The sequence below is a fragment of the Bdellovibrio sp. HCB117 genome, assembly GCF_047305915.1.
GTDB lineage: Bacteria > Bdellovibrionota > Bdellovibrionia > Bdellovibrionales > Bdellovibrionaceae > Bdellovibrio > Bdellovibrio bacteriovorus_B.
Genome location: NZ_CP178622.1, coordinates 1452257 through 1473376 on the forward strand (window position 1 = coordinate 1452257; position 21120 = coordinate 1473376).

General features: G+C 46.1%; 19 protein-coding genes. 15 read left to right on the forward strand and 4 right to left on the reverse strand.

Annotated elements, in window-relative coordinates:
• Window positions 1-74 precede the first annotated feature (74 nt).
• Together ACLWBD_RS06930 and ACLWBD_RS06935 are read left to right on the forward strand one after the other, a co-directional pair.
• Window positions 75-644 (forward strand): hypothetical protein, encoded by a 570-nt coding sequence (locus tag ACLWBD_RS06930; RefSeq protein WP_413570232.1) that lies wholly within the window; start codon window positions 75-77, stop codon window positions 642-644.
• 84 nt (window positions 645-728) lie between these two features.
• Window positions 729-2207, forward strand: a complete 1479-nt coding sequence (locus tag ACLWBD_RS06935) for a methyl-accepting chemotaxis protein (RefSeq protein WP_413570234.1) — start codon at window positions 729-731, stop codon at window positions 2205-2207.
• Here ACLWBD_RS06935 and ACLWBD_RS06940 read toward each other — a convergent pair.
• Window positions 2204-3715, reverse strand: a complete 1512-nt coding sequence (locus ACLWBD_RS06940) for a hypothetical protein (protein ID WP_413570235.1) — start codon at window positions 3713-3715, stop codon at window positions 2204-2206. The genes ACLWBD_RS06935 and ACLWBD_RS06940 overlap by 4 nt on opposite strands.
• Window positions 3716-3878: 163 nt before the next feature.
• On the opposite strand from ACLWBD_RS06940, the gene ACLWBD_RS06945 reads away from it, so the two are divergent.
• The gene (locus ACLWBD_RS06945) at window positions 3879-4448 is read left to right on the forward strand and encodes a hypothetical protein (RefSeq protein WP_413570237.1); all 570 of its coding nucleotides are present in this window, start codon (window positions 3879-3881) and stop codon (window positions 4446-4448) included.
• Here ACLWBD_RS06945 and ACLWBD_RS06950 read toward each other — a convergent pair.
• Complete coding sequence (locus ACLWBD_RS06950) at window positions 4445-5572, reverse strand: hypothetical protein (RefSeq protein ID WP_413570239.1); 1128 nt, start codon at window positions 5570-5572, stop codon at window positions 4445-4447. The two genes, ACLWBD_RS06945 and ACLWBD_RS06950, sit on opposite strands and share 4 nt — an antisense overlap.
• Complete coding sequence (locus ACLWBD_RS06955) at window positions 5572-6147, reverse strand: cob(I)yrinic acid a,c-diamide adenosyltransferase (protein ID WP_413570241.1); 576 nt, start codon at window positions 6145-6147, stop codon at window positions 5572-5574. Before ACLWBD_RS06955 ends, ACLWBD_RS06950 begins: the two co-directional genes overlap by 1 nt.
• A gap of 67 nt (window positions 6148-6214) precedes the next feature.
• On the opposite strand from ACLWBD_RS06955, the gene ACLWBD_RS06960 reads away from it, so the two are divergent.
• The 9 genes from ACLWBD_RS06960 (at window position 6215) to ACLWBD_RS07000 (ending at window position 17717) form a co-directional block, all read left to right on the forward strand.
• Window positions 6215-7027, forward strand: a complete 813-nt coding sequence (locus ACLWBD_RS06960) for an N-formylglutamate amidohydrolase (RefSeq protein WP_373999432.1) — start codon at window positions 6215-6217, stop codon at window positions 7025-7027.
• Between the two features lie 94 nt (window positions 7028-7121).
• Window positions 7122-8543, forward strand: coding sequence for a cytochrome c biogenesis protein ResB (locus ACLWBD_RS06965; RefSeq protein WP_413570243.1), 1422 nt, complete (start codon window positions 7122-7124; stop codon window positions 8541-8543).
• On the forward strand, window positions 8540-10177 hold the full coding sequence (locus tag ACLWBD_RS06970; protein ID WP_413570246.1) for a cytochrome c biogenesis protein: 1638 nt from the start codon (window positions 8540-8542) through the stop codon (window positions 10175-10177). The genes ACLWBD_RS06965 and ACLWBD_RS06970 overlap by 4 nt, the downstream gene beginning before the upstream one ends.
• Before the next feature lie 184 nt (window positions 10178-10361).
• Window positions 10362-10892 (forward strand): cytochrome c3 family protein, encoded by a 531-nt coding sequence (locus ACLWBD_RS06975; RefSeq protein ID WP_063208232.1) that lies wholly within the window; start codon window positions 10362-10364, stop codon window positions 10890-10892.
• Window positions 10893-10908: 16 nt separating this feature from the next.
• Window positions 10909-14046, forward strand: coding sequence for a TAT-variant-translocated molybdopterin oxidoreductase (locus ACLWBD_RS06980; RefSeq protein WP_413570248.1), 3138 nt, complete (start codon window positions 10909-10911; stop codon window positions 14044-14046).
• Window positions 14043-15404, forward strand: a complete 1362-nt coding sequence (gene nrfD / locus ACLWBD_RS06985) for an NrfD/PsrC family molybdoenzyme membrane anchor subunit (RefSeq protein WP_063208227.1) — start codon at window positions 14043-14045, stop codon at window positions 15402-15404. The genes ACLWBD_RS06980 and nrfD overlap by 4 nt, the downstream gene beginning before the upstream one ends.
• Window positions 15404-15928 carry a DUF3341 domain-containing protein gene (locus ACLWBD_RS06990; protein ID WP_063208224.1) on the forward strand — a complete coding sequence of 175 codons (525 nt, stop codon included), beginning with the start codon at window positions 15404-15406 and terminating at the stop codon, window positions 15926-15928. Before nrfD ends, ACLWBD_RS06990 begins: the two co-directional genes overlap by 1 nt.
• A gap of 2 nt (window positions 15929-15930) precedes the next feature.
• Complete coding sequence (locus tag ACLWBD_RS06995; RefSeq protein WP_413570252.1) at window positions 15931-16509, forward strand: c-type cytochrome; 579 nt, start codon at window positions 15931-15933, stop codon at window positions 16507-16509.
• 8 nt (window positions 16510-16517) lie between these two features.
• On the forward strand, window positions 16518-17717 hold the full coding sequence (locus tag ACLWBD_RS07000) for a molybdopterin oxidoreductase (RefSeq protein ID WP_413570254.1): 1200 nt from the start codon (window positions 16518-16520) through the stop codon (window positions 17715-17717).
• A gap of 63 nt (window positions 17718-17780) precedes the next feature.
• Here the strand turns inward: ACLWBD_RS07000 and ACLWBD_RS07005 are convergent, their stop codons facing one another.
• A complete protein-coding gene (locus ACLWBD_RS07005; RefSeq protein WP_413570256.1) occupies window positions 17781-18062 on the reverse strand; it encodes a hypothetical protein in 282 nt (93 codons plus the stop codon).
• A gap of 1039 nt (window positions 18063-19101) precedes the next feature.
• Here ACLWBD_RS07005 and ACLWBD_RS07010 point away from each other — a divergent pair.
• The 3 genes from ACLWBD_RS07010 to ACLWBD_RS07020 all read left to right on the forward strand — a co-directional run bounded on the left by ACLWBD_RS07010 (window position 19102) and on the right by ACLWBD_RS07020 (window position 21078).
• Window positions 19102-19659, forward strand: coding sequence for a hypothetical protein (locus tag ACLWBD_RS07010; RefSeq protein WP_413570258.1), 558 nt, complete (start codon window positions 19102-19104; stop codon window positions 19657-19659).
• Window positions 19660-19845: 186 nt separating this feature from the next.
• Window positions 19846-20388 (forward strand): hypothetical protein, encoded by a 543-nt coding sequence (locus tag ACLWBD_RS07015; RefSeq protein WP_413570259.1) that lies wholly within the window; start codon window positions 19846-19848, stop codon window positions 20386-20388.
• A gap of 147 nt (window positions 20389-20535) precedes the next feature.
• Window positions 20536-21078 carry a hypothetical protein gene (locus tag ACLWBD_RS07020; RefSeq protein WP_081112232.1) on the forward strand — a complete coding sequence of 181 codons (543 nt, stop codon included), beginning with the start codon at window positions 20536-20538 and terminating at the stop codon, window positions 21076-21078.
• The last annotated feature ends 42 nt before the right edge of the window (window positions 21079-21120 follow it).

Genomic DNA, 21120 nt, shown 5'->3' on the forward strand with positions numbered 1-21120 from the left:
AATACAAGCTGGACCATGGTCTTGAATGCTTAAAAACCTACACACATTTCGAAAAGATAGGTCATGATAAGGATATGAGAATTCTCTACTTCACGGATGGAGCAGGAATTGATCTTCAGGGTATTCGCGAATCGGTTTTACGAATTCCTGAAGTCCTCACCTCTCTTCGTCGCGGCCAGGAACAGGCTCGCTACGTAGATTTGATGCAGGTGATGGGATTACCGGACGAAGATTTTCGTCAGGTGTCTTCGGTATTGCGCAACTTCCTGATTAATTTAGTACAAAGAGGTCTGCATCAACGATGGATCAACCGTGATCATCGCGCCGATCTTATTCTTCGCCGAATCAATCATCGTAATTTTTCTGATATCAAAAACGAGGTCTTAAACTTCATCCGCGCGAAGTCCGCGGGTCAGGATGTGGCGACCCAGGACCTTCATCTGCTTCATTTTTTAAGTCATGTAGAAATCACGATCATCGGCCCAGGTTACGACGAAATTGAAATCTGGCTGCGCCGAGAAATCTCAAACCGAAGCGATATCAAAGTCCTGATTAAGGATGTTATTGCGTCGGATCCACAGCTTGACTGGTTCTGGCCGCAAGTGCGCGAAGCCGTGACTAGCAACGAAATGCCTCTTATCTAACGTGAGTAAACAAAAACACCTGCTTTAGAGAAAAATTTGGGATCCGAAGAGCTTCCCAAATAATTCTCACAAGAGGTTCTCACAATGAATGTTTTCGCCAAGGTACGTTTTTTCAACTTCCTGTCCTTCGGATTGGTGATCGCACTTTATATCTGTATCGGAAGCGCTTATTACTACCAAAAAGAGCTCGACGCCGCTCATGCATCGAAATTCGTGTCTATTCAGTTAGCGCAACAGATGCGCGATGACTCTGCGAATTTAACTAGGACAGCTCGTACCTTTGTGGTTACCGGCGATGAAAAGTACGAAAAAGAATATTTCGACATCATTGCAGTTCGTAATGGCGAGATGGCGCGTCCTGATGGCAGAAAAGTTTCATCGACGCAGCTTATGAAAGAAGCGGGCTTTACAGACAAAGAATTTGCTTTGCTGGCAGAGGCGCAAAAGCGTTCCAACGATCTGGTGGTGACTGAAACTATCGCCATGAACGCGGCGAAAGGCCTTTTTCAAGATGCTTCCGGTAAATTCACTGTTCATAAAGAGCCTGATTTAGAGTTGGCGCGTAAACTCATGCATGATGAAGCTTATCATAAATTCTTAGTGACGATTGGCGAGCCCATCAATCAATTTGAGAAAGAATTGCAGGTCCGCACAGACGGAGCGGTTGAAAAAGCGTTGCGTTTTGCTCAAATAGGTATGGCCAGTGTCGCGCTGATGATTATCGGTCTTTCCTTTTCGATGTTCATGTCGTCACATGCTTTAAAGCAAGGTATTCGTCTGCAGACAGAGGCTTTATCTAAAGCTTATGGAAAGATTCGTGACCTCGTTTCAAACTTATCTTCTTCAAGTTCGGATTTGTCTGCGGCTTCAACTGAATCAGCAGCTTCATTAGAAGAAACCGTGGCTTCCTTGGAAGAGTTATCCAGCATGATTAAACTGAATGCTGATAACGCGAAGTCAGCTTCAGAATTATCACAGACATCTAAGATTTCGGCAGAAGAGGGTTCACGAGAAATCGCATCGTTGATGAACTCGATGAATGAAATCGCGTCGTCATCAAAGAAAATCGAAGATATTATCAACGTGATTGATGATATTGCCTTTCAGACCAACTTATTAGCGCTGAATGCGGCAGTTGAAGCAGCTCGTGCGGGTGAGCAAGGAAAGGGCTTTGCCGTTGTTGCGGACGCGGTTCGAGCCTTGGCACAAAGAAGTGCGACTTCGGCGAAAGAGATTTCCGATCTTATTTCTGAAAGCGTTGCTCAAGTGGAAAATGGTCAGAAGGTCGCAGATTCCAGTCACGAAGTTTTAAAGCGCATCGTGGATTCTGTTAATAAAGTGGCGGCATTGAATGATGAAATCGCGACAGCGAGTGTTGAGCAAAGCACGGGTGTAGGACAGATCACTCAAGCCATGAATCAACTTGATCAAGCGACTCAAACTAACGCGGCTTCTTCAGAGACGATTTCTCAGGCGGCGTCCAGCTTGAATGAATCAACCGAAGGTCTGACAGAGACGATTGTGCATTTAGAAACTTTGACGGGCCTTAAAAAGTCCGCTTAGTCGCAGAAGTTTTGAAAAGAAGATTTTCCTTGAGGCAGGGGTTGGCAAACGCCCGCGGCGAATTGCGCTCCTGCTAAGTGCTGAGAAACCGTCCAGTCAAAATCCACTTCCCAAGTACGCAAAGTGTTTAAAGCTTTGCGACAGCTTTCTAAAGACAGTCCTTTTCCGCAGATATTTAAGGGCAAATGGCCTTGTCCCACGAGCCATTTCATAAATGGATGAGGGCCAAAGAGTTGGTCGCGCGTGCAAGGAATGCTGATGCCCGCGACTTTTCCAGTGATATTCCAAGAAGTGTAGACTCCACTGGGGATCATCATATCCAGATACTTATTGAGCTGTTCTTCGGCGCGGGCCGCCGCACGAGGCGACGTTAAGTCAAATCCCGATCCCACTTTATAGAGCAGTTCACACAAAGGATCTGTTTCGACCTTTTTCATCGTGCATTCTTTATTTGTACCGCGATCTAAAGCCTTGCGGATCACGGCTTGTTCAAAGGTGTAGGAGTGAGGACGACGTAGTAATTCCGGCATTTTTTGAAGTTTCCAGAAGAGGCTTGCCGGAGCTTCAATGTTTTGACACAAGCGGATTCCGCGATACAGATTCGCGGCCGTGGTTTCTACTTGAATAGCCAGATAGGGATTTAAGCCTGCTTCAATCATCTGACACGTCATAAAGGCAGCACCCAGAACGTGATAGTTTTTAGAGGCGATTTGTTCTGCTTTTTTGCCGGGATATTGAACGTCTAAAATACGACGTTTTAAACTGTCACTAATATCGGATTTTTTCGATAAAGAGCGCGCGATATAAAAATCGGACTCACGGGGAGGACAAAAAGTTTCTTCTTCGCCCGTCGTATCGGGATCTAAATAGAGATCCTCCCATTTATAGCCTTGCGCCAAAAGTTTGTCTTCGGCCTCTTGATTGAAGGCCGTTCCTTGAGCAATATCATCGTGCCCACAAATCCCGATCAAGCTTAAAGCGGCGTTCGGGTTTCCTTTTGTAAAAGTCAGAGCTTTTTGGAAGAGCCATCCTGCAGGTAGGTCTTTGCGTGTTCCGCCAGCCGTATCACCTAAAGAAGTTCGACTGTGGCGTTGCATTTGCGGATCTGGTCTTTGGGTGTTTTTCGTGTTGGATCTTATATCGTGATAAAAGCGCAAGGTCTTTTCAGCAAAGCAAGCATTGCCTTTGAATTGACGAGCGAAGTACAGACTTAAACCGGAATTACTGAAGGCCACTTCGGCATCAGCCTCATAGGCGCTGGGGTTGATGATTTCATAGTAGCGTTGCAGGCCTTTTTTTACGCCGGATTCAGGTAAAGAATTAATAAGAATGTTAGCGATGCGATCCGCAGAAGAAAGCTTTTGATTTCCCGGATCAATCTGGACAGCCTCTTGAGCGAACGTAGCTCCCGAAAAGAGGAGAATTGCGAGGAGCAAAGCTCTCGCAGAACGTTTCAAAATGAGACAGTCTGAAAACATTGAAAACATATCATCGAAAAGAGCAAACATGAGGCCGACCTCATTGCGCTTAAGATCTCTATGACAGCGGAAACTTTAGTCAGGGTGCCAAAAATTAGCCAGGGCTTCTGAAGATTGCATAATCGAAACACTACTTAGCTTTCTTTACTCCTATGATGGGATGATGTTTTTTAGAGGGGCTTAAGTCAGTTTTATGTATTTCACTTCAGCTAAAGAAAAAGAAAATTCCGTTAAAGCCACGGCTATGGCCGCGCAAAACAGGATTGGTTTTTACTTTTCACTTGTTCAGTGGATTGTATCGACGATGTTTTGCTCTTATTACCTGACGATGGGAATTGATTTGTGGGCGGTTGTCCTCGCTGTCGTAGTGTGCTCTGCAGGTCAATTAGGTTCGGCTTACCTTTTCCTGAAACAGAAAAACTATCTCGCGGTTATCGTGTTATGCGTGCTGACTCAGATTTGCAGTGCGCAGGTCTTTTTCTTTCCCGAGATCGGAAAAGAGATCAATATCTTCCTGGCACTGGTGGTTCTATTTCCGCTGTTCTTATTGGAAGAGATTGATCACACCGTGGTCTTTTCAAATTTCGCAGGCTGTATGGTGCTCTTAGTCTGTAGTGAGCTTTTAAATTACCAAGACGTTTCTGTTTCCAAACAGATATTTTCATTCCTTGTGAAATTCACGCTGATTATCTTCAATTTTGGTCAGGTGTATTTTCTTCGGACTTATCTCGAGCAAAAACGCGCCAGCGCTCTTGAGGATTAAAGAGCAAAGAACGGTTCCATTTCGATGGATTTTTCGTTCGTCGGATGCAGGAATTCAGGCGGTTCCTGATCCGGCATCAAAAGTACGTAAACCCCAAAAGGCATCTTCGCTGAAATCCAGTTGCGTGGGCGGCGATAGATGAATTCTGAGCGGCTTTGGTTGTAAACGATAAATTCGTTTTCATGGGCTTCATCGTAAGCTCGCCATAAAAGACTTTCAAAAATATCGCCATTATCAGCGAAAAGAAAATTCAGATATTTGAAATTCAATCCCGCTTCGACTTTCAGACGCGAATAAGGCTTCGTCAGAGTCCGTGTCCAACCCAGGGTTTTCCCGAACTTCAAAAATTGACGAAAATTATGAGCACGCAGGGAGTAGGACATCGGAATAAATTCCTGCATTCCTCCTGCCGACCAAGGTGCCGCGCAGCCAACGATATTGTCGTCTTTATCGAATGCAATCAGGAAGTCTTCAAGCTTTAAGCCTTTCCAACGTTCCAATTTATCGTGGAAGCTTTGTGCATCCCACACCGTCGCTAAATCTCTTTGTCGAGATTTTTGAATGATATAGTAAATCAAGGCATCGACATTGGCAGCACTGCCACGACGAATGCGCAAATGCGGCAAAGGAACAGAAGCCCACGGAAGTTTTCCGTGCACCGAAACCATATTAAAGCGACGATAGAGATAGTAATGCGGTAGCGGACGCTTCATCGTGCGTGGTCGCACGAAGGCATTCAAAGCTTGCGCATCGCTCAGACTTAAAACCGAAATTAGATGCTTACATCCGAAAGTATGAAAGACTTCTTCCATCACCGGTAAAAAGTGTTGGGACCATTCCAGAATGGCGCGGCGGTTGGAAGAAATACGTAAATCCCGACCGAAAGCCACAGGGCGAACTTTGTTATTCAAAAGAACATCCCGTACCACGAAGCTGGCAATACCTTCGATTTTTTCTTCTTCCTTCAGTTGATACGTCAAATATTGATCGGATTGAACCGCGTAAGGCGCAAAAAAATCCTGACCACGATCGGTTTTCATTTCAAGCAGGCCGCGTGTCGGAAAGGTTTTATAGAATTCAGCCAGAGCGGCTGCATCTTCGGGCTTGGCAATCTCTAACTTCATTAAGTCTTCTTCCAAAGGACATCGTGATGGCCCGTTTTTAGGTTCACCCATCGGGCAGCGACAAAAAGATAATCGCTCAAACGATTTAGATACTGCAAGGCTGAAGCGTAACGCTCGTCTTTCACTGCAATTTCAGCGGAACGTCTTTCGCTGCGACGGCAACTCGTGCGCGCCACGTGAAGGTGAGAGGCGACGATATGGCCGGCCGGCAAAATAAAGTTACGCAGTTCGGGAAGTTCTACGGTCAAAGCGTCAATTTGTTTTTCTAAATGGCGAATCTGTTCTTCTGTGATTGGCGGAAGCATTTTAAACACTTCATCTTTTTCCGTCGCCAGAAGGCTTCCTATGTTGAAAAGCTCGTTTTGGATTTTTTCTAAGGTGTGATCCAAAGATTGCACTTCGGGTACTGAAGCCATGGCAGAGCGCACGACTCCGATGAAACTATTCAGCTCATCCACCGTTCCGTAAGCTTCAACACGAGGATTGAACTTTTCGACGCAGGAGCCATCGACAAGCCTTGTCGTTCCTTTGTCACCAGTTCGTGTATAAATCTTTGCTTTCGGAGCGTCCGTCATAATAACCTCTATTAAAGTTTTGCCTATGCCTGTAAAGAGGTCAAGGTGGAAGCACAAGGAGTAAAGCATGGCTGAAAATGAAGTTCCTTTGATCGTGACAATTCCGCATTCGGGCGAAAAGGTGCCGCCGCAGACGCCATGGTTGAATTCATTGCCGGAAGAAATTTTGATGTGCGATGTGGATCGTTATGTCGATTTTCTGTATGAGCCCGCTTTACACAAACTGCACATCCCTTTGGTGAAAACAGAATGGCATCGTTATGCGGCAGATTTAAACCGCATCCCTGACGACGTGGACGCATCATCGGTGGTGGGGCACGCCAATGCTGCGGGAATGCACAATCGAGGCTTTCACTGGGTTATTACGACTTATAAGCACGCATTGATGAAAGAGCCGATGAGTGTTGAAACTCATAACGAACTGGTAAAGCTCGTTTACGAACCCTTCCATGCCGGCGTTCGTCAACTTTACCAAGATCTTCACGCCAAGGGTTTTAAAAAAACCTTTCACATTGATGCGCACAGCATGCCCTCTGTAGGGACGAGTGAACATCGCGATCCAGGGGAACACCGCGCCGACATCGTCGTCAGTGATAGCAAAGGAAAAAGCTGTGATCCGCGATTCAAAGACTTGGTCATAGCCGCTTATGTGACGGCTGGATTCAAAGTCGGCTACAATTGGCCGTATTTTGGTGGGCGTGTCACAGAGCAGTATGGTGATCCTCGTCGCGATCAGCATACGCTGCAGGTGGAGATGAACCGCGCTCTTTACATGGATGAAAAAACCAAAAAGCTGAAACCCGAAGAAGCGAAGAAAGTTCAGGAGAAAGTTCTGTTTGCTTTGAGCTACATCCGCAACAATCTGATGCACATAATGTAGGGCGTCGAACGGAAAAAGGCGTAGTCACCAAAGCCGACTTAAATTATTGATAGCAGTGAAGAAATACTACTGGCTTTCAATAAGGATTTTCTCTTTGAAAAAAGCGGACTCATCACTGCTGTCGACAATAAAAAAGTACAACCGTCCGTTGGCTTCTTTGAAGCTGGCCGTTTTCATCATTCTTTCAATTGCTGTGATCACGGCGGTCGGAACTTTTGTTGAAGCCAAATACGATGCGTATGCGGCCCGCAAGCTTGTGTACGACACCTGGTTTATGTACACGATCATGGGCCTTTTGGTGATCAACCTGATTGCGGTCATGCTCGATCGTTTTCCGTGGAGAAAACGTCACGCGGCTTTTGTGCTTGCTCACATCGGTATCATCATTCTTTTGGCGGGTGCTTATCTGACGATGGAGTTTGGCCTTGATGGATCAATGCGCGTGGGGATTGGTGAAACCAACAACTTCGTGCAAACTTCCGAGACCGATTTAGTCGTTTACACATCCTTTGATGGGGATCGCTACTCAAAAACTCTCGAACAAGAAGTGGATTTTTTCAGAAATCCTCCTTCTGAAAAAAAGCCTTACGTGATTCCGGCTTACGAAGGTGAAATTCGTATCGTCGACTACAAAAAATATGTGATTCCTTCAAAAAAAGTTTTGCCAGGCGATGAAGGAAAAAACGGAGCGGGTTTGCGCTTCCAACTGCAAAATCCCAACGTGAATGTGATCGAGTGGTTGGTGCAAAAAAAACCAAACAATCTGACGTCACATAATTTCGGTCCCGCGCAAATTCACTTAGGTCCCGCGCCTGAAAAACCGCGTGGTGCCAACGAAATCTTTTTAACTCCTGAAAAAGACGGTCTTCGTTATGTGGTTTTCCAGAAAGACTCTGACAAGCCTTTGAAAAAAGGTTTTGTGAAAGAAGGGGACGTCTTTGATCCGGGCTTTAAAATGGCCTTGTCGTTCCGAGTTCTGCGCTATCTTCCAACGGCGAAAGAGGATTGGGATATTCAAACCCTGGAAAGACCCACGCCAATGACGACGGCGGCAATTAAAATCATCTTTGACGGTAAAGAGAACTGGGTTCTTCTGAACGATATGGTGAAACTTTTCACCACGAACTCCGTCTATCTTTTGACGTATGGAAACCGTCGCATTGATATCGGTTTCCCTCTGAAACTAAATAAGTTTCAAGTGAGCCACTATCAAGGCACCATGCGTGCGATGGCGTACGAAAGTTTAGTGCAAGTTCCAGATATCGGCGAGCATGTGATTTCAATGAACGAACCATTGAAGTACAAAGGCCTTACGATTTATCAAGCCAGCTTCCAAGAGGACAATGGTCAACCGGTGGCCTCTGTGTTTTCTGTCAATCATGATCCTGGTCGTTTCTTAAAGTACCTAGGGTCTTTGATTTTGAGTTTGGGAACTATTTTACTTATGTGGTTTAAGCATCTGGATTTTAAAATTGCGCGCAAATCCCAAAAGAATGACGACGGGGTGAATTCATGAAGAAGATCTTATTAGTGGCCATGACTTTATTCATGGCGGTTTCGGCTTTCGCCAAAGATGGCGATGCTTTGAAATATCTGCCGGTTCAGGATGGTGGACGTATTAAACCTTATGACAGCTTCTCTCGCGAGATGTTGGAAATCGTTTACGGAAAAACGAAGTATGAAGGTCGGGCGGCGACGGAAATCGTCATGACGTGGATGCTTTCTCCGCAAGCGTGGCAAGATAAGAAGATTTTCGAAGTTCGTAATCACCAAGTTTTAACTTCGATGAATCTGCCAAAAGATCAACGCTATTTTTCTGGTGAAGAGCTTTTTGCTGGAGATCGTTTCAATCTTCTTCGTCAAGAGTTGCAAGCAAAACGTGACACGAAAGAAAAACTAAATCCTTACTTCCAAGCTTTGCAACGCCTGGAAAATCAGTACTTCGTGTTTCAAGAAATTGCGGCAGGCCGCATGTTGAGGATCGTTCCTCCGAAAGAAGGCGATGCTTGGATTTCTGTCGCCGATATGGATGCGACGATGCAAGAACAGTTCATGGACTTCACAAAAGCCTTTGTGAATCACATTGGTGCTGTGGCTGCGGCCTCTGATACCAGTGCGACAGGTAAAGAATTAGATGCGAAAGTCGCGGCCTTTGAAGAAGCGGCGAAAGCAAATAATCCTGCGCTTTACGATCACGCGACAAAGATTAAAGCGGAAGTTCACTACAACAGTTTTCATCCTTTCCGTTGGGCCTACATCTTTTACTTCTTAGCATTCATCGTTCTTCTTTTAGTCTGGACGCTAAAAAAAGAATCCATGATGAAAGCGGCGTGGGTCTTTATCGGTTTGGGTTTCATTCTAAACACTTACGGATTCGTTCTGCGCATGTACATCATGGATCGTGCGCCGGTGACGAACATGTATGAGACGGTCGTGTGGGTCGCATGGGGAACCGTGCTGTTTGCCGCGATATTGGAAATCATTTACAAGTTCCGTTTGATTCTTGTCGCGGGAACTTTGGTCGGGACTTTTGGATTGGTGATTGCGGATTTTGCTCCGGCGGTTCTTGATCCAACGCTTCAACCACTTGAACCTGTTTTGCGCAGCAACTATTGGCTGACGATCCACGTGATGACTATCACTATCAGTTACGCCGCGTTTTTCTTAGCGTTTGGTTTAGCCGACATCGGTCTTATCTATTACTTGCGTGGCGAAGAAAAATTCCAAAAGGAAATTCGCGCGATTGTTTCAGGAATCTATCGTTCGATGCAAATCGGGGTGGCGTTCTTGGCTCCAGGAATTATCTTGGGTGGTATCTGGGCCGACTATTCTTGGGGACGTTTTTGGGGTTGGGACCCTAAAGAGACGTGGGCGTTGATTGCCTTGCTAGGTTATCTAGCGGTCCTGCATGCTCGCTATGCGGGATTCATCAAAAATTTCGGTATGGTTGTTACGGCGGTGATCACGTTCTCGCTTGTTATAATGGCTTGGTACGGAGTGAACTTTGTCCTTGGCGCAGGGCTTCATTCGTACGGCTTTGGTGCAGGTGGAGTCGAATATGTCTCGGCATTCGTAGCAGCACACATACTTCTCGTCATCTATGTAGGCATAGTACGTCGGGGAAAACAGACAACACAAACAACAAACTAAGTTGGTGACCGCTGAAACTTCGGTTGAGGCGGGTGCTTAAGGATTGAGCGGAAAAGTTCGAAGTCTCCCTCTTTTTCAATATGCTTGCAAAAAGAATATGGACAACTGGACTTTTCCACCATTAAATAAGAGCAAACTAAAATTAGGACAGCATTCGTTTGTCTTTGGCAACAAGAAGCGAAGGATGATTATGCATCGAGGTTTCAATATAGTCGCGTTGTTAAGCGCGCTCATGATTTCAACACTTCTCACGGGTTGTAAATTCCAGCCTGGGTTTGGTTACAATAAAGGATATGCTCCAGAACAGCCGATTCCTTTCGATCACTCTCTGCACGTGGGAACTCACAAAATTCAATGTCAGTATTGCCACAACCAAGTGGAAAGAACGAAGCATTCGAATATTCCGGCTCTTTCAACTTGTATGAATTGCCATCTTCAAGTTGCAACTGACAAACCAAGCATTCAAAAACTTCGTGAAGCTTATGATAGCGGCGGCTCTGTAGAGTGGGTTCGCGTTCACATGCTTCCTGACTTTGTTCACTTCAATCACAACGCGCACATTGCTAAAGGTGTGAACTGCCAAACATGTCACGGTCCTATCGAGACAATGAAAAAGGTAGAGCAGTTTTCAGACCTTTCAATGGGATGGTGTGTGAACTGCCACCGTCAGCCTGAAAACAAAGCGCCGATCAACTGTTCAACTTGTCACTACTAAGGTTTCGGAAGGTACCATGTCTGAAATGCATCATGACCATGATAATGAATTAGAAATGAAAAAAGCGCTTCGTCCTAAAATCGAGCGCGACAACAAGTATTGGCAAAGTCTTGAACAATGGAGCAATGATCCTGAGTTCAATAAAGCTGCTGAAACTGAGTTTATGTCTTCACCTCTTCGTGAAAAAGACGGGGAAGATGGCTGGGCACGCCGTGAATTCTTGAAATTGATGGGTGCTTCTATTGCGATGGCGTCAGCGGGTTGTATCCGTCGTCCTGTGCAAAAAATCGTTCCTTACAACAAACAACCTGAAGAAGTAACTTTGGGTATTGCGAACTACTACTCATCAGCTTACTTCGACGGTAACGATGCTTTGGGTATGTTGGTAAAAACTCGTGAAGGCCGTCCTATCAAGATTGAGCCGAACGAAGGTCACCCTTTCAGCCAAAGTGGTTTGAGCATTCGTTCTCAAGCTTCTGTTTTGCACCTTTACGATCCAGAAAGATTGAAGGGTCCGCAACGCAATCTTTTCAATGAAAAGAAATCCAACAGCCAAGTTATCGACGTAAAATGGGAAGAGTTGGATAAAAAAGTTGTTGAGCAACTTCAAAAAGGTGGCGTGACTGTTTTGACGGCGCCTATCGCTTCTCCGGCAACTCGCGCGGTGATTGGTGATTTTGCTCAAGGTTTCAAAGCCAACCACGTAGTATGGGATGCATTCTCAAACGAAGACGTGCGTGAAGGCCAAAAAGCTTCTTACGGAGATGACGTCGTTCCAGCTTTCCGTTTTGATAAAGCGAAGATGATCGTGTCTATTGACGCGGACTTCTTGGGCACTTGGATTTCTCCAACAGCATTCACGAACCAGTTCGTGAATGGCCGTAAAGATATCAAAAACATGAATCGTATGGTGTCTTTTGACTCCAACTATTCATTGACGGGTGCAAATGCGGATATTCGTTTCAGAATCAAACCTTCGCAACAACTTGATGTTGTGATGGGTCTTCTTCACGAAATCATCGTGAAAAAAGGTGCCACTGGTTACGCAGGCAATGCGTCTGTAAAGTCAGCTTTGGCTCCATTTGCAGATACAGCGAAAAAATTGGGTTTTGATCCAGAAGCTTTCGCAAAAGTAGCTGCAGATCTATTGGCAAACCAAGGCGAGTCTTTGGTTGTTGCTGGTGGTATCCAAACTTGGACTGAAAAATCTCGTGAACTTCAAATTGCAGTGAACTTCTTGAACACTGTCTTGGGTAACGAAGGTAAGACCGTTGAAGCGCGCGGTGGAAATCCGGCATTAAAAGGTTCTTACGCTGATTTGTCCGCTCTTATTAAAGACATGAAAGATGGCAAAGTTAAGACTTTGATCATCCACGGTGTGAACCCTGGATTTGTATTGCCTGCGGAAATGGGCTTTGCAGATGCCGTCAAAAAAGTGGAAATGGTTATCTATACAGGTGACCGTATCGACGAAACAGGTGTTTTTGCGGATTACATCACTCCAGACAACCACGCATTGGAATCTTGGAATGACATGGAATTGACAGCGGGAGTTTACTCTATCTGTCAACCAGCGATCCGTCCTATGTATGACACTCGTTCTTTCCAATTGTCATTGATGACTTGGGCGTACCTCGCGAACCAAGGTCCATCACGTCTTCGTGATTACGAGACGTTCTATGACTACCTCAGAGTTTTCTGGAAATCAGACATCATGCCTAAAGTAGGCAAGGGTGACTTCGAAGATTTCTGGCAACAAACTTTGCAAAAAGGTTACGCGGGTCAATTGAATTCGGGTTCATCGGCTCGTTCTTTCAAAACAGATGCTTTCACGGCTATTAAGCCAGCGAACGCACAATCTGGTTTTGAATTAGTTCTATACTCAACCCCACAAATGGGCGACGGCTCTTTGAACAACGTTTCTTGGTTGCACGAGCTTCCAGATCCTGTAACGAAAATCGTTTGGGATAACTACGTGATGGTTTCTTTGGCTGCGGCTGAGAAACACGGTTTGAAACAAGCTTCTGTCGTTGAATTGACAGTGGGTGGAAAGAAACTGGAACTTCCGGTTCACATCCAGCCAGGGTTGCATGACGAAGTTCTTGCAGTAGCCGTGGGTTTCGGACGTACACGCGTAGGTAAAGTTGGTAACGGTATCGGTAAGAATGCATTTGAGTTGGCAACAACAAAAGCCGGCCAAATGATCTTTGCTGGTCAAACAGCGACTTTCACAAAAACAAATAAAAAATATGAACTTGCTTGCACGCAAGGTCACCACTCTATGGAAGGCCGTAACATCGTTGCGGAAGCAACGAACAAAGACTATGCGAAGAGCAAGTCGGCGGGCATCCACAGACATCACACCTGGTCTATCTGGTCAGGTCACGAATACAGCGGCCACAAATGGGGTATGGCTGTAGACCTTCACACTTGCACGGGCTGTTCTTCTTGCGTGATTGCATGTCAATCCGAGAACAACGTTCCTGTAGTAGGTAAAAAGTACGTTCTAGAAGGTCGTGAAATGCACTGGATCCGTATTGACCGTTATTACACGGGCAATCCTGCGGAAGCTGAAGCGGTTTTCCAACCAGTTATGTGTCAACACTGTGACAATGCTCCGTGCGAAACGGTGTGTCCGGTTCTTGCGACTGTTCACTCTGATGAAGGTCTCAATGACATGGTTTACAACCGTTGCGTTGGAACTCGTTACTGCGCGAATAACTGTCCTTATAAAGTTCGTCGTTTCAACTGGTTCAACTATGCGAAACACATCGAAAAGCCACTTCACATGGCTTTGAACCCTTCAGTGGGCGTTCGTACTCGCGGGGTTATGGAAAAATGTACGTTCTGCGTGCAAAGAATCCAAGACGCGAAGACAGTGGCTCGCAATGAAAAACGTCAGTTGAAAGACGGAGATGTTAAAGTAGCTTGCCAAACTGCATGTCCTGCAGGTGGTATCGTATTCGGTGACTTGAATGATCCGAATTCACAAGTGGCGAAGATCTTTAAATCAGAAGAACGTGCTTACGCTCTTCTTGAAGAATGGCATGCGGCACCTGCTGTGCGCTACCTTTCTAAGATCCGTAACAATGATAAAGAATCAACTGGTGGCCACAAAGGTCACGGTACTGCAAAACAAGGTGAGCACTCATGATGAAGCGTAGCCCATTAGTCCTTGGCAATAAGACTTTAAAAGACGTTACAGACGACATCTGTGCACCGGTGGAAAGATTCCCATCCAAAGGTTGGGTGGGAATGTTCCTGGGCGCGAAGACGTTGTTATTATTCTACATCGCGATCTTGGCGAGCGTTGTGGGTGTCGGTATCGGTTTGCTGGGTGTTAACAGCCCGGTATTCTGGGGTACGATGATCGTTACTTTCGTATTCTGGATCGGTATCGGTCACGCCGGCACTCTGATTTCTGCGGTTCTTTTCTTGTTCCGTCAAAAATGGAGAACGTCAGTTGCGCGTACTGCGGAAGCGATGACGGTCTTCGCCGTTATGACGGCGGGTCTTTTCCCGTTGCTTCACACAGGTCGTCCTTGGCTTGATTACTGGTTGTTCCCATATCCGAACCAACGTGGTCCATTGTGGGTGAATTTCCGCTCGCCACTTCTTTGGGACGTTTTCGCCGTATCTACATACGCGACGGTGTCGATGGTGTTCTGGTACATCGGTTTGGTTCCTGACTTTGCAACTATCAAAGACCGTGCGAAGAACAAACTTCGTCGTACCGTTTACGGCGCGCTTTCTTTGGGATGGCGTGGAACTGCGAAGAACTGGTCACACTATGAAATGGTGTACTTGATCCTTGCAGGTCTTTCGACTCCGCTAGTTCTTTCTGTACATACGATCGTATCCTTCGACTTCGCGGTTTCTAACTTGCCAGGTTGGCATACAACGATCTTCCCTCCATACTTCGTTGCCGGAGCGATCTTCTCTGGTTTCGCGATGGTTGTGACTTTGATGACTCTGGTGCGTATCGGATTCCCTGAATTCAAAAACTACGTCACTCTAGATCATATGGAAGTCATGAATAAAATCATCATGACGACAGGTATGCTAGTTGGTTACGCGTACGCTTCTGAGTTCTTCATTGCTTGGTACTCTGGTAACCAATACGAGCGTTTCGTATTCGTCAACCGTGCCTTCGGTCCTTACGGTTGGTCTTACTGGGTGATGGTATCATGTAACGTTTTGATCCCTCAGTTGTTCTGGTTTAAATCAATGCGTCGTTCAATCCCAGTGATGTTCGTTGTTTCTATCTTCGTAAACATCGGTATGTGGTTTGAGCGTTTCGTAATCACGGTGACTTCTTTGCACCGCGATTTCTTGCCTTCAAGCTGGGGCATGTACGCATGGTCTTGGTTCGACACGGGCGTCCTCGTGGGCTCGTTCGGTATGTTCCTGACCTTGTTCTTGTTGTATCTACGTTTGTTCCCTGCGGTTTCTATCGCGGAAGTGAAGCCTGTACTCCATGTTGGTTACGATGAAAAAGGAGGGCACCACTAATGGCTAATAATTATACAAAAGGTATCGCTGGTATCTGGGAAGAAGAACATTTGATCTTGAAGGCCGCTCGCAAAACTCGCGAAGCGGGCTTCACAAAGTTCGAAGCCATCTCTGCTTATCCTGTTCACGGTATGGAAGAAGCTTGTGGAATCAAAAGATCTTGGATTCCTTATGTGACTTTCACCGCAGGTTGCGTGGGTCTTTTGGCAGGTCTTGCATTGACGTATTGGACGTCAGCAGTGGACTGGGCAGTGAACGTGGGCGGTAAGCCGTTCTTCTCATTGCCAGCCTTCATTCCTATCATGTTCGAATTAACAATCTTGTTTGCAGCTCTTTGTTCAGTGGGCGCTTTGTTCTATGCGTGCAAAATCCCACGCATCGATCCACCAAGCATTGACCCTGATTTGAGCTCTCATAAATTTGCGATTTTCATCCCGCACAATGACATTGGCTACGATGAAACGAAGATCGAGAGAATGTTCAAAGAATTGGGCGCAACTGAAGTTAAGAAGACGGAGTACTAATAATGAGAAGCCTCGTGAATTTATCAGTAGGAATTGCGGCAGCAGGCTTGGCAGCATTGGCCTTGTCTAGTTGTGGTCCTCGTGGCAACAAAGCCAACGTAGAACTGATCCAAGATATGATGGAATCTCCGGCAATCAAAGCTCAGGAGTACGACGAAACATCTCCTCATCACAGCGGTATGCGCGTTCCTCCTGAAGGAACTGCTCCGGTAGGTTTTGAACCGTACCGTTACGCGACCGATGTTGAAGGTGCATCTAAGAATTTGAAGAACCCACTTGCGGGCCAAATGGATGAGACGACTTTGCTTGTAGGACAAAAATACTACGAGACGAACTGTGCGATCTGCCACGGCTTTAAAGGTGAAGGCGGCGTTGCTGCGAAATCTTCAGTTTCTGAAAAAATGGCTTTGAAACCACCAGCGGTTGTCAGTGATAAAGTGAAAGCATGGCCAGATGGACATCTTTACCACGTCATCACGATGGGCCAAGGTGTGATGGGTCCTTACGCGGCTCACATCCCGCAAAAATACCGTTGGCAAGTTGTTAACTACATTCGCTTCCTAGAGAAGCAATCTAAGTAGGGTTGAAGATGGGCGAACATAATCACGTAAACCTTCATGTATCTAAATTCGAAGCTCCCGCGAAATTGAAAACGTTGAGCTTCGCGCTGATCGCGATCGGTCTTTTGACTTTCGTTGTTGGCTTGATGAAAAACCAAGAAAGACTTTGGACTTCGTACCTAGTGGCTTTCTTCTTCTTCGCATCTATGGCGGTGAGTGGACTTTTCTGGGTGGCTATCAATAACGTAGCTAAAGCCGGTTGGTCAGTCACTATCCGTCGTTTTGCTGAAGCAACAACTTCGTTCATTCCAGCGATCTTGATCGGTGGATTGGTGTTGTTGGTGGGTTTCAAAACTCTTTATCCTTGGGCGAACCAAGAAGTGCTTGATGCAAGCCCGGTAGTAGCTGCAAAAACGGCTTACCTAAACACCGGCTTCTTCGTAGTACGTCTTTTCATCTTCGCTTTGGGTTGCATGCTTTTCCGCTACATCATCGTTGGAAATTCATTGAAGCAAGACCAAACAGGTGACGAAAGCCTAACGACGAAGAACGTTTCTCCAGCAGTGGCATTCATCGTGTTCTTCGCTTTAGCGTTCTCTTTCTTCAGCGTGGATCTATTGATGTCGTTGTTGCCTACTTGGTACTCAACGATCTTCGGTATCTACACGTTCTCTGGTATGTTCCAAGCGGGAATGGCTTTCTTGGCGATCGTGATTGTTCTTATGAGACGTCATGGTTTTGTTAAAGGCTATGTCACTGATGAGCACCAGCACGACGTTGTGAAGTATCTTAAAGGCTTCTCAATCTTCTGGGCCTACATTGCGTTCTCTCAATTCATGTTGATTTGGTACGCGAACTTGCCGGAAGAAACTGAATACTACATCATGCGCTCTCAAGGCGGATGGATGGGTGTTTCTTTGGCCCTTTTGATCTTCCGTTTCGTAGTTCCGTTCTTGGCGTTGCTTCCTCGCGGAGCTAAACGCAATGGCAACCACGTGATCCTGGTATCTACGATTGTTCTTATCATGCAATACGTAGACATTTACTGGATGGTGTATCCGAACTTCTTCGACGGTCATGTGACTTTCGGTTTCTGGGAGATCGGTATCTTTGCTGGATTCGCAGGCTTGTTTATTCTGACTGTTATGTCTTTCTGGAGTAAGCATAGTTTGGTTCCTTTGAAGGATCCTAGAATTCATGAGGCGATCAACCACCACGTCGCGTACTAAGCGACTCGGGACGGGCTTGGGCAGAGGCTTTCTGCTTTGAAGTCCTTCGGACACATCCTCGCGCTAAGGGAGCTCTTTGTAGCTCCCTTTTCTTTTTTCTTTTGTTTTCTGATTGCTAGTTTGGATTTTCGGGCGCTGCGGAACTTGGGCTTCAAAGCAGAAAGCCTCTGCCCAAGCCTGTTCCCGGTGCTTTTGCGTTGTTTTTTCTTCGAGGGGTTTTAGCGGGCTTTTCGGAGGGTAGAGGCTTCGTGCAGATGCGCTTTCGCGCGTATGTGGGTTCGGCGGGTAAAGGTACCTGTTTCCTTTTGTTTTGAAAGGGTGCTGGTAATCTTTTTTTACTTCCACCGTGGAAGTAAACTTTCTAAAAAAGTTGCTTCCCTTTGTGCTCGTTCGAAGGGTGTCACAGTCTCTTTCTAGAGATGAAACCGGCTTTTTTTGCGTGCTAACGGTACTCAGTTCTTTTCAATTAAAAGATAAGTGCTTTCCTATTGTTTGAAGATGGTAGATTGATTTTTTTACTTCCATCATGGAAGTAACTTTCTGCGTTTCTTTCTGGATTTCCCATTTGTATTTGCCAATGTCTAATGGCGGAACGGCTTGAGTGTATGGCGCTTAAAAGCACTTCTATCCTTGACGCATGTGCTTACTGCCACGATGGCAGTAAGTTTCTTCTCTGGAGAGACCCGCTTCGTATCGTCAGCGGTTGGAGCGAGTACGGTACTCAAAGGTACCTGCTTCCCTTAGTAATGAAAATGTACCAGGTTCCTTTTTCTTTAGAAGGTGCTTGTTTTCTTTGAAGATAACTCTGCTATCGCTCTGACTTGCACGATGGAAGTAAGCTATCGCTTCTTGTCTCGAAAGGGCGTGTTTTTGATTCGTATTTAATAGGCACTTACCTGAACAAATCGCGCTCGGCTCTTCAATTTAGCATCAAGAAGGTCTTCTCAATCCGTCTTAACGCATTTGCTTGCCGCCACGGTGGCGGTAACTGTCTCTCTTAAAAAACTGGTCGTATCGTCATAGTTGGACCGAGTCGATATTCGTTCCTCACTTGAATCGTGGTGGTTACTAATTTCTCCTCATCGGAGATGAATGCGCTTTCGGATATACAAAAGTACCGACTCTTCTCATCGGAAAGTGCCGAGTTCAATAGCTATTACGTCCCTTTTGTAAGTTAACTTCCCCTCGTTCGCTCAGAGACGGCTGGCGCTTTTTCGTAGGTGTCTAAATTGTTTTCGGTTGAGGGTTTGGGGGCGAAGTCCCAGATAGCTTCTATTGATTGTGAGGTTTATTTTTTCCGGTTTCGTTGTGGCCTCTTTATTGCTCCTTGGGGTTCCGGATTATTTTTTTAGGTCGTTAACCAATTCTTTACTAGGGAGCGTTTATGATTACTGGTTTTAGGAAAGCCGTCGTTTTGGTGCTAGGTTGTTGTCTTCTACTTGGAGTGTCTGCGCAGGCGCAGAACCGTGGTGATCGTGAGTCCGAGCGTGTTCGTATTCTTGAGTCGAAGGTTCAACAGCTTGAAAGCCTGATTTACAATTTGAATCAGCGTGTTTCTAATCTTGAGTATCGTGGGACACCGACTTTGCCTCCTCCGCCGGTGCCGGTTTCCGAAGTGGCTTGTATGATTACGGATAGTGGTTATGGCAAGGTGTTCTTGGGGAAGGGTCGCACGAAGCTTGAGGCGGAAGCTAAAGCAAAAGAAGTGTGCGGAGCTAACGTGCATGCTACTTACTGCAACAATACTTTGAAGTGCAGTGATCCGGTACAAGATCGCGTTATCCAAGGCGCTATCTGTGTTGTTACCGATTCTGGTTACGGTAAGACGTTCAAAGGTGAAGCTAAGAGCGTTCTTGAAGCTGAGTACAATGCTCGTAAGGCTTGTAACAACGCGGTTCACGCCACGTACTGCAACACGAATGCCCGTTGCGATACATTCTAATTTTCGTCGAAATTCTCTTCTTCAAAAGCCTCACCGAATCGAACGGTGGGGCTTTTTTATTTCCCACATGAACTGGTAAATGCCGGTGTATTTTTGACTCTTTCGTACTTGGCTTTGTTATTGCTTTAAGGGATTTTGTCTTACTTCTTGGTGAAGTTTGGTAACCACTGTCCTTGGGGGATCTCAATGTCTGTACTTAGAAAATCACTGGTTTTGGTTTTAGGTTGTTGTCTTTTGCTGGGTGTCTCTGCTCAAGCGCAAAGTCGCGAAGCCGAGCGTATTCGCATTCTTGAGACGAAGGTGAGTCAGCTCGAAGGACTGATCTATAATTTGAACCAACGTGTTTCTAATTTGGAATATCAAAATCCTCCCATGCCGCCGCCTCCGCCTCCGATTGTGGAAGTGGCTTGTATGACGACGGATACGGGTTACAACAAAGTCTTCTTAGGAAAAGGTCGCACGAAGCTTGAAGCTGAAGCGAAGGCGAAAGAGTCTTGCGGCAATTCGGTAAATGCCGTGTATTGCAATGGCGCGGTGAAGTGCAGTGATCCGGCTCAGGATCGCCTGACTCAAGGGGCTCTTTGTGTTCTTACAGATACGGGATATAACAAAATCTTCCGTGGAGAAGGGCGTTCTTCAGTGGAAGCAGAGTACAATGCGCGCAAGGCTTGCGGAAACTCTGTGAACCCCGTGTACTGCATGGCCTCTGTTCGCTGCGAAACATTCTAATAATGATGCTTTATTCATTTTTCCAAAAGCCTCCTTCACGGGGGCTTTTGTCGTTCTTCGCCTAGACTGCTGTATTTTTCCCTAAGAAATCCCTGACTCTTGAAACCGCCCGTCGTCATCAACGACCATGAAAGAGCAGGGGGGATCATGCGTATAGCGTTGTCTGTTTTCTTTATTTTATCAGTCTTACTGACTATTGAAAGTGTGGCCGCGACATCTCAGAAAACTCAACAGCTTGTCGATCAATATCATTCTGAAAAGGCTCTTTGGGCAGTGATGTTAAACGCGCCACGACCGCGTCCACTTCCTGATGAGCCTTCTCAACCTGCTCCGCCGACAAAGCCCAATCCTCCGCCAAATCGGCCACCGAATTGTCCTCCTCCCGGGGGCTTTCCTAGTGACTGTATTGAGGCCGTTTGCAATCAGATGAGTCGCTTTGAGTGTGATGACCGTCAAGATATGCTCGAGGTCGCGCGGGCCTGCCATAACGTAAACGGAGATTGCATTCGCACGGTCTGCGGAAAGGTCAGTCGTTTTGCTTGTGATGAGAAGTTAGAGCTCTTTGAAGTCACATCAATGTGCCGAGGACTTTATGATTCATCTTGTATTGAGTATGTCTGCTCACGTGTTTCTCGCTTTGATTGCGACGAGCTTTCAGAGATTCGCGAAATAGCGCAACAATGTCGTTAAGGGAAAGTACGAAAAGCCGAAGGCCTTTCGTACTTTGATCCA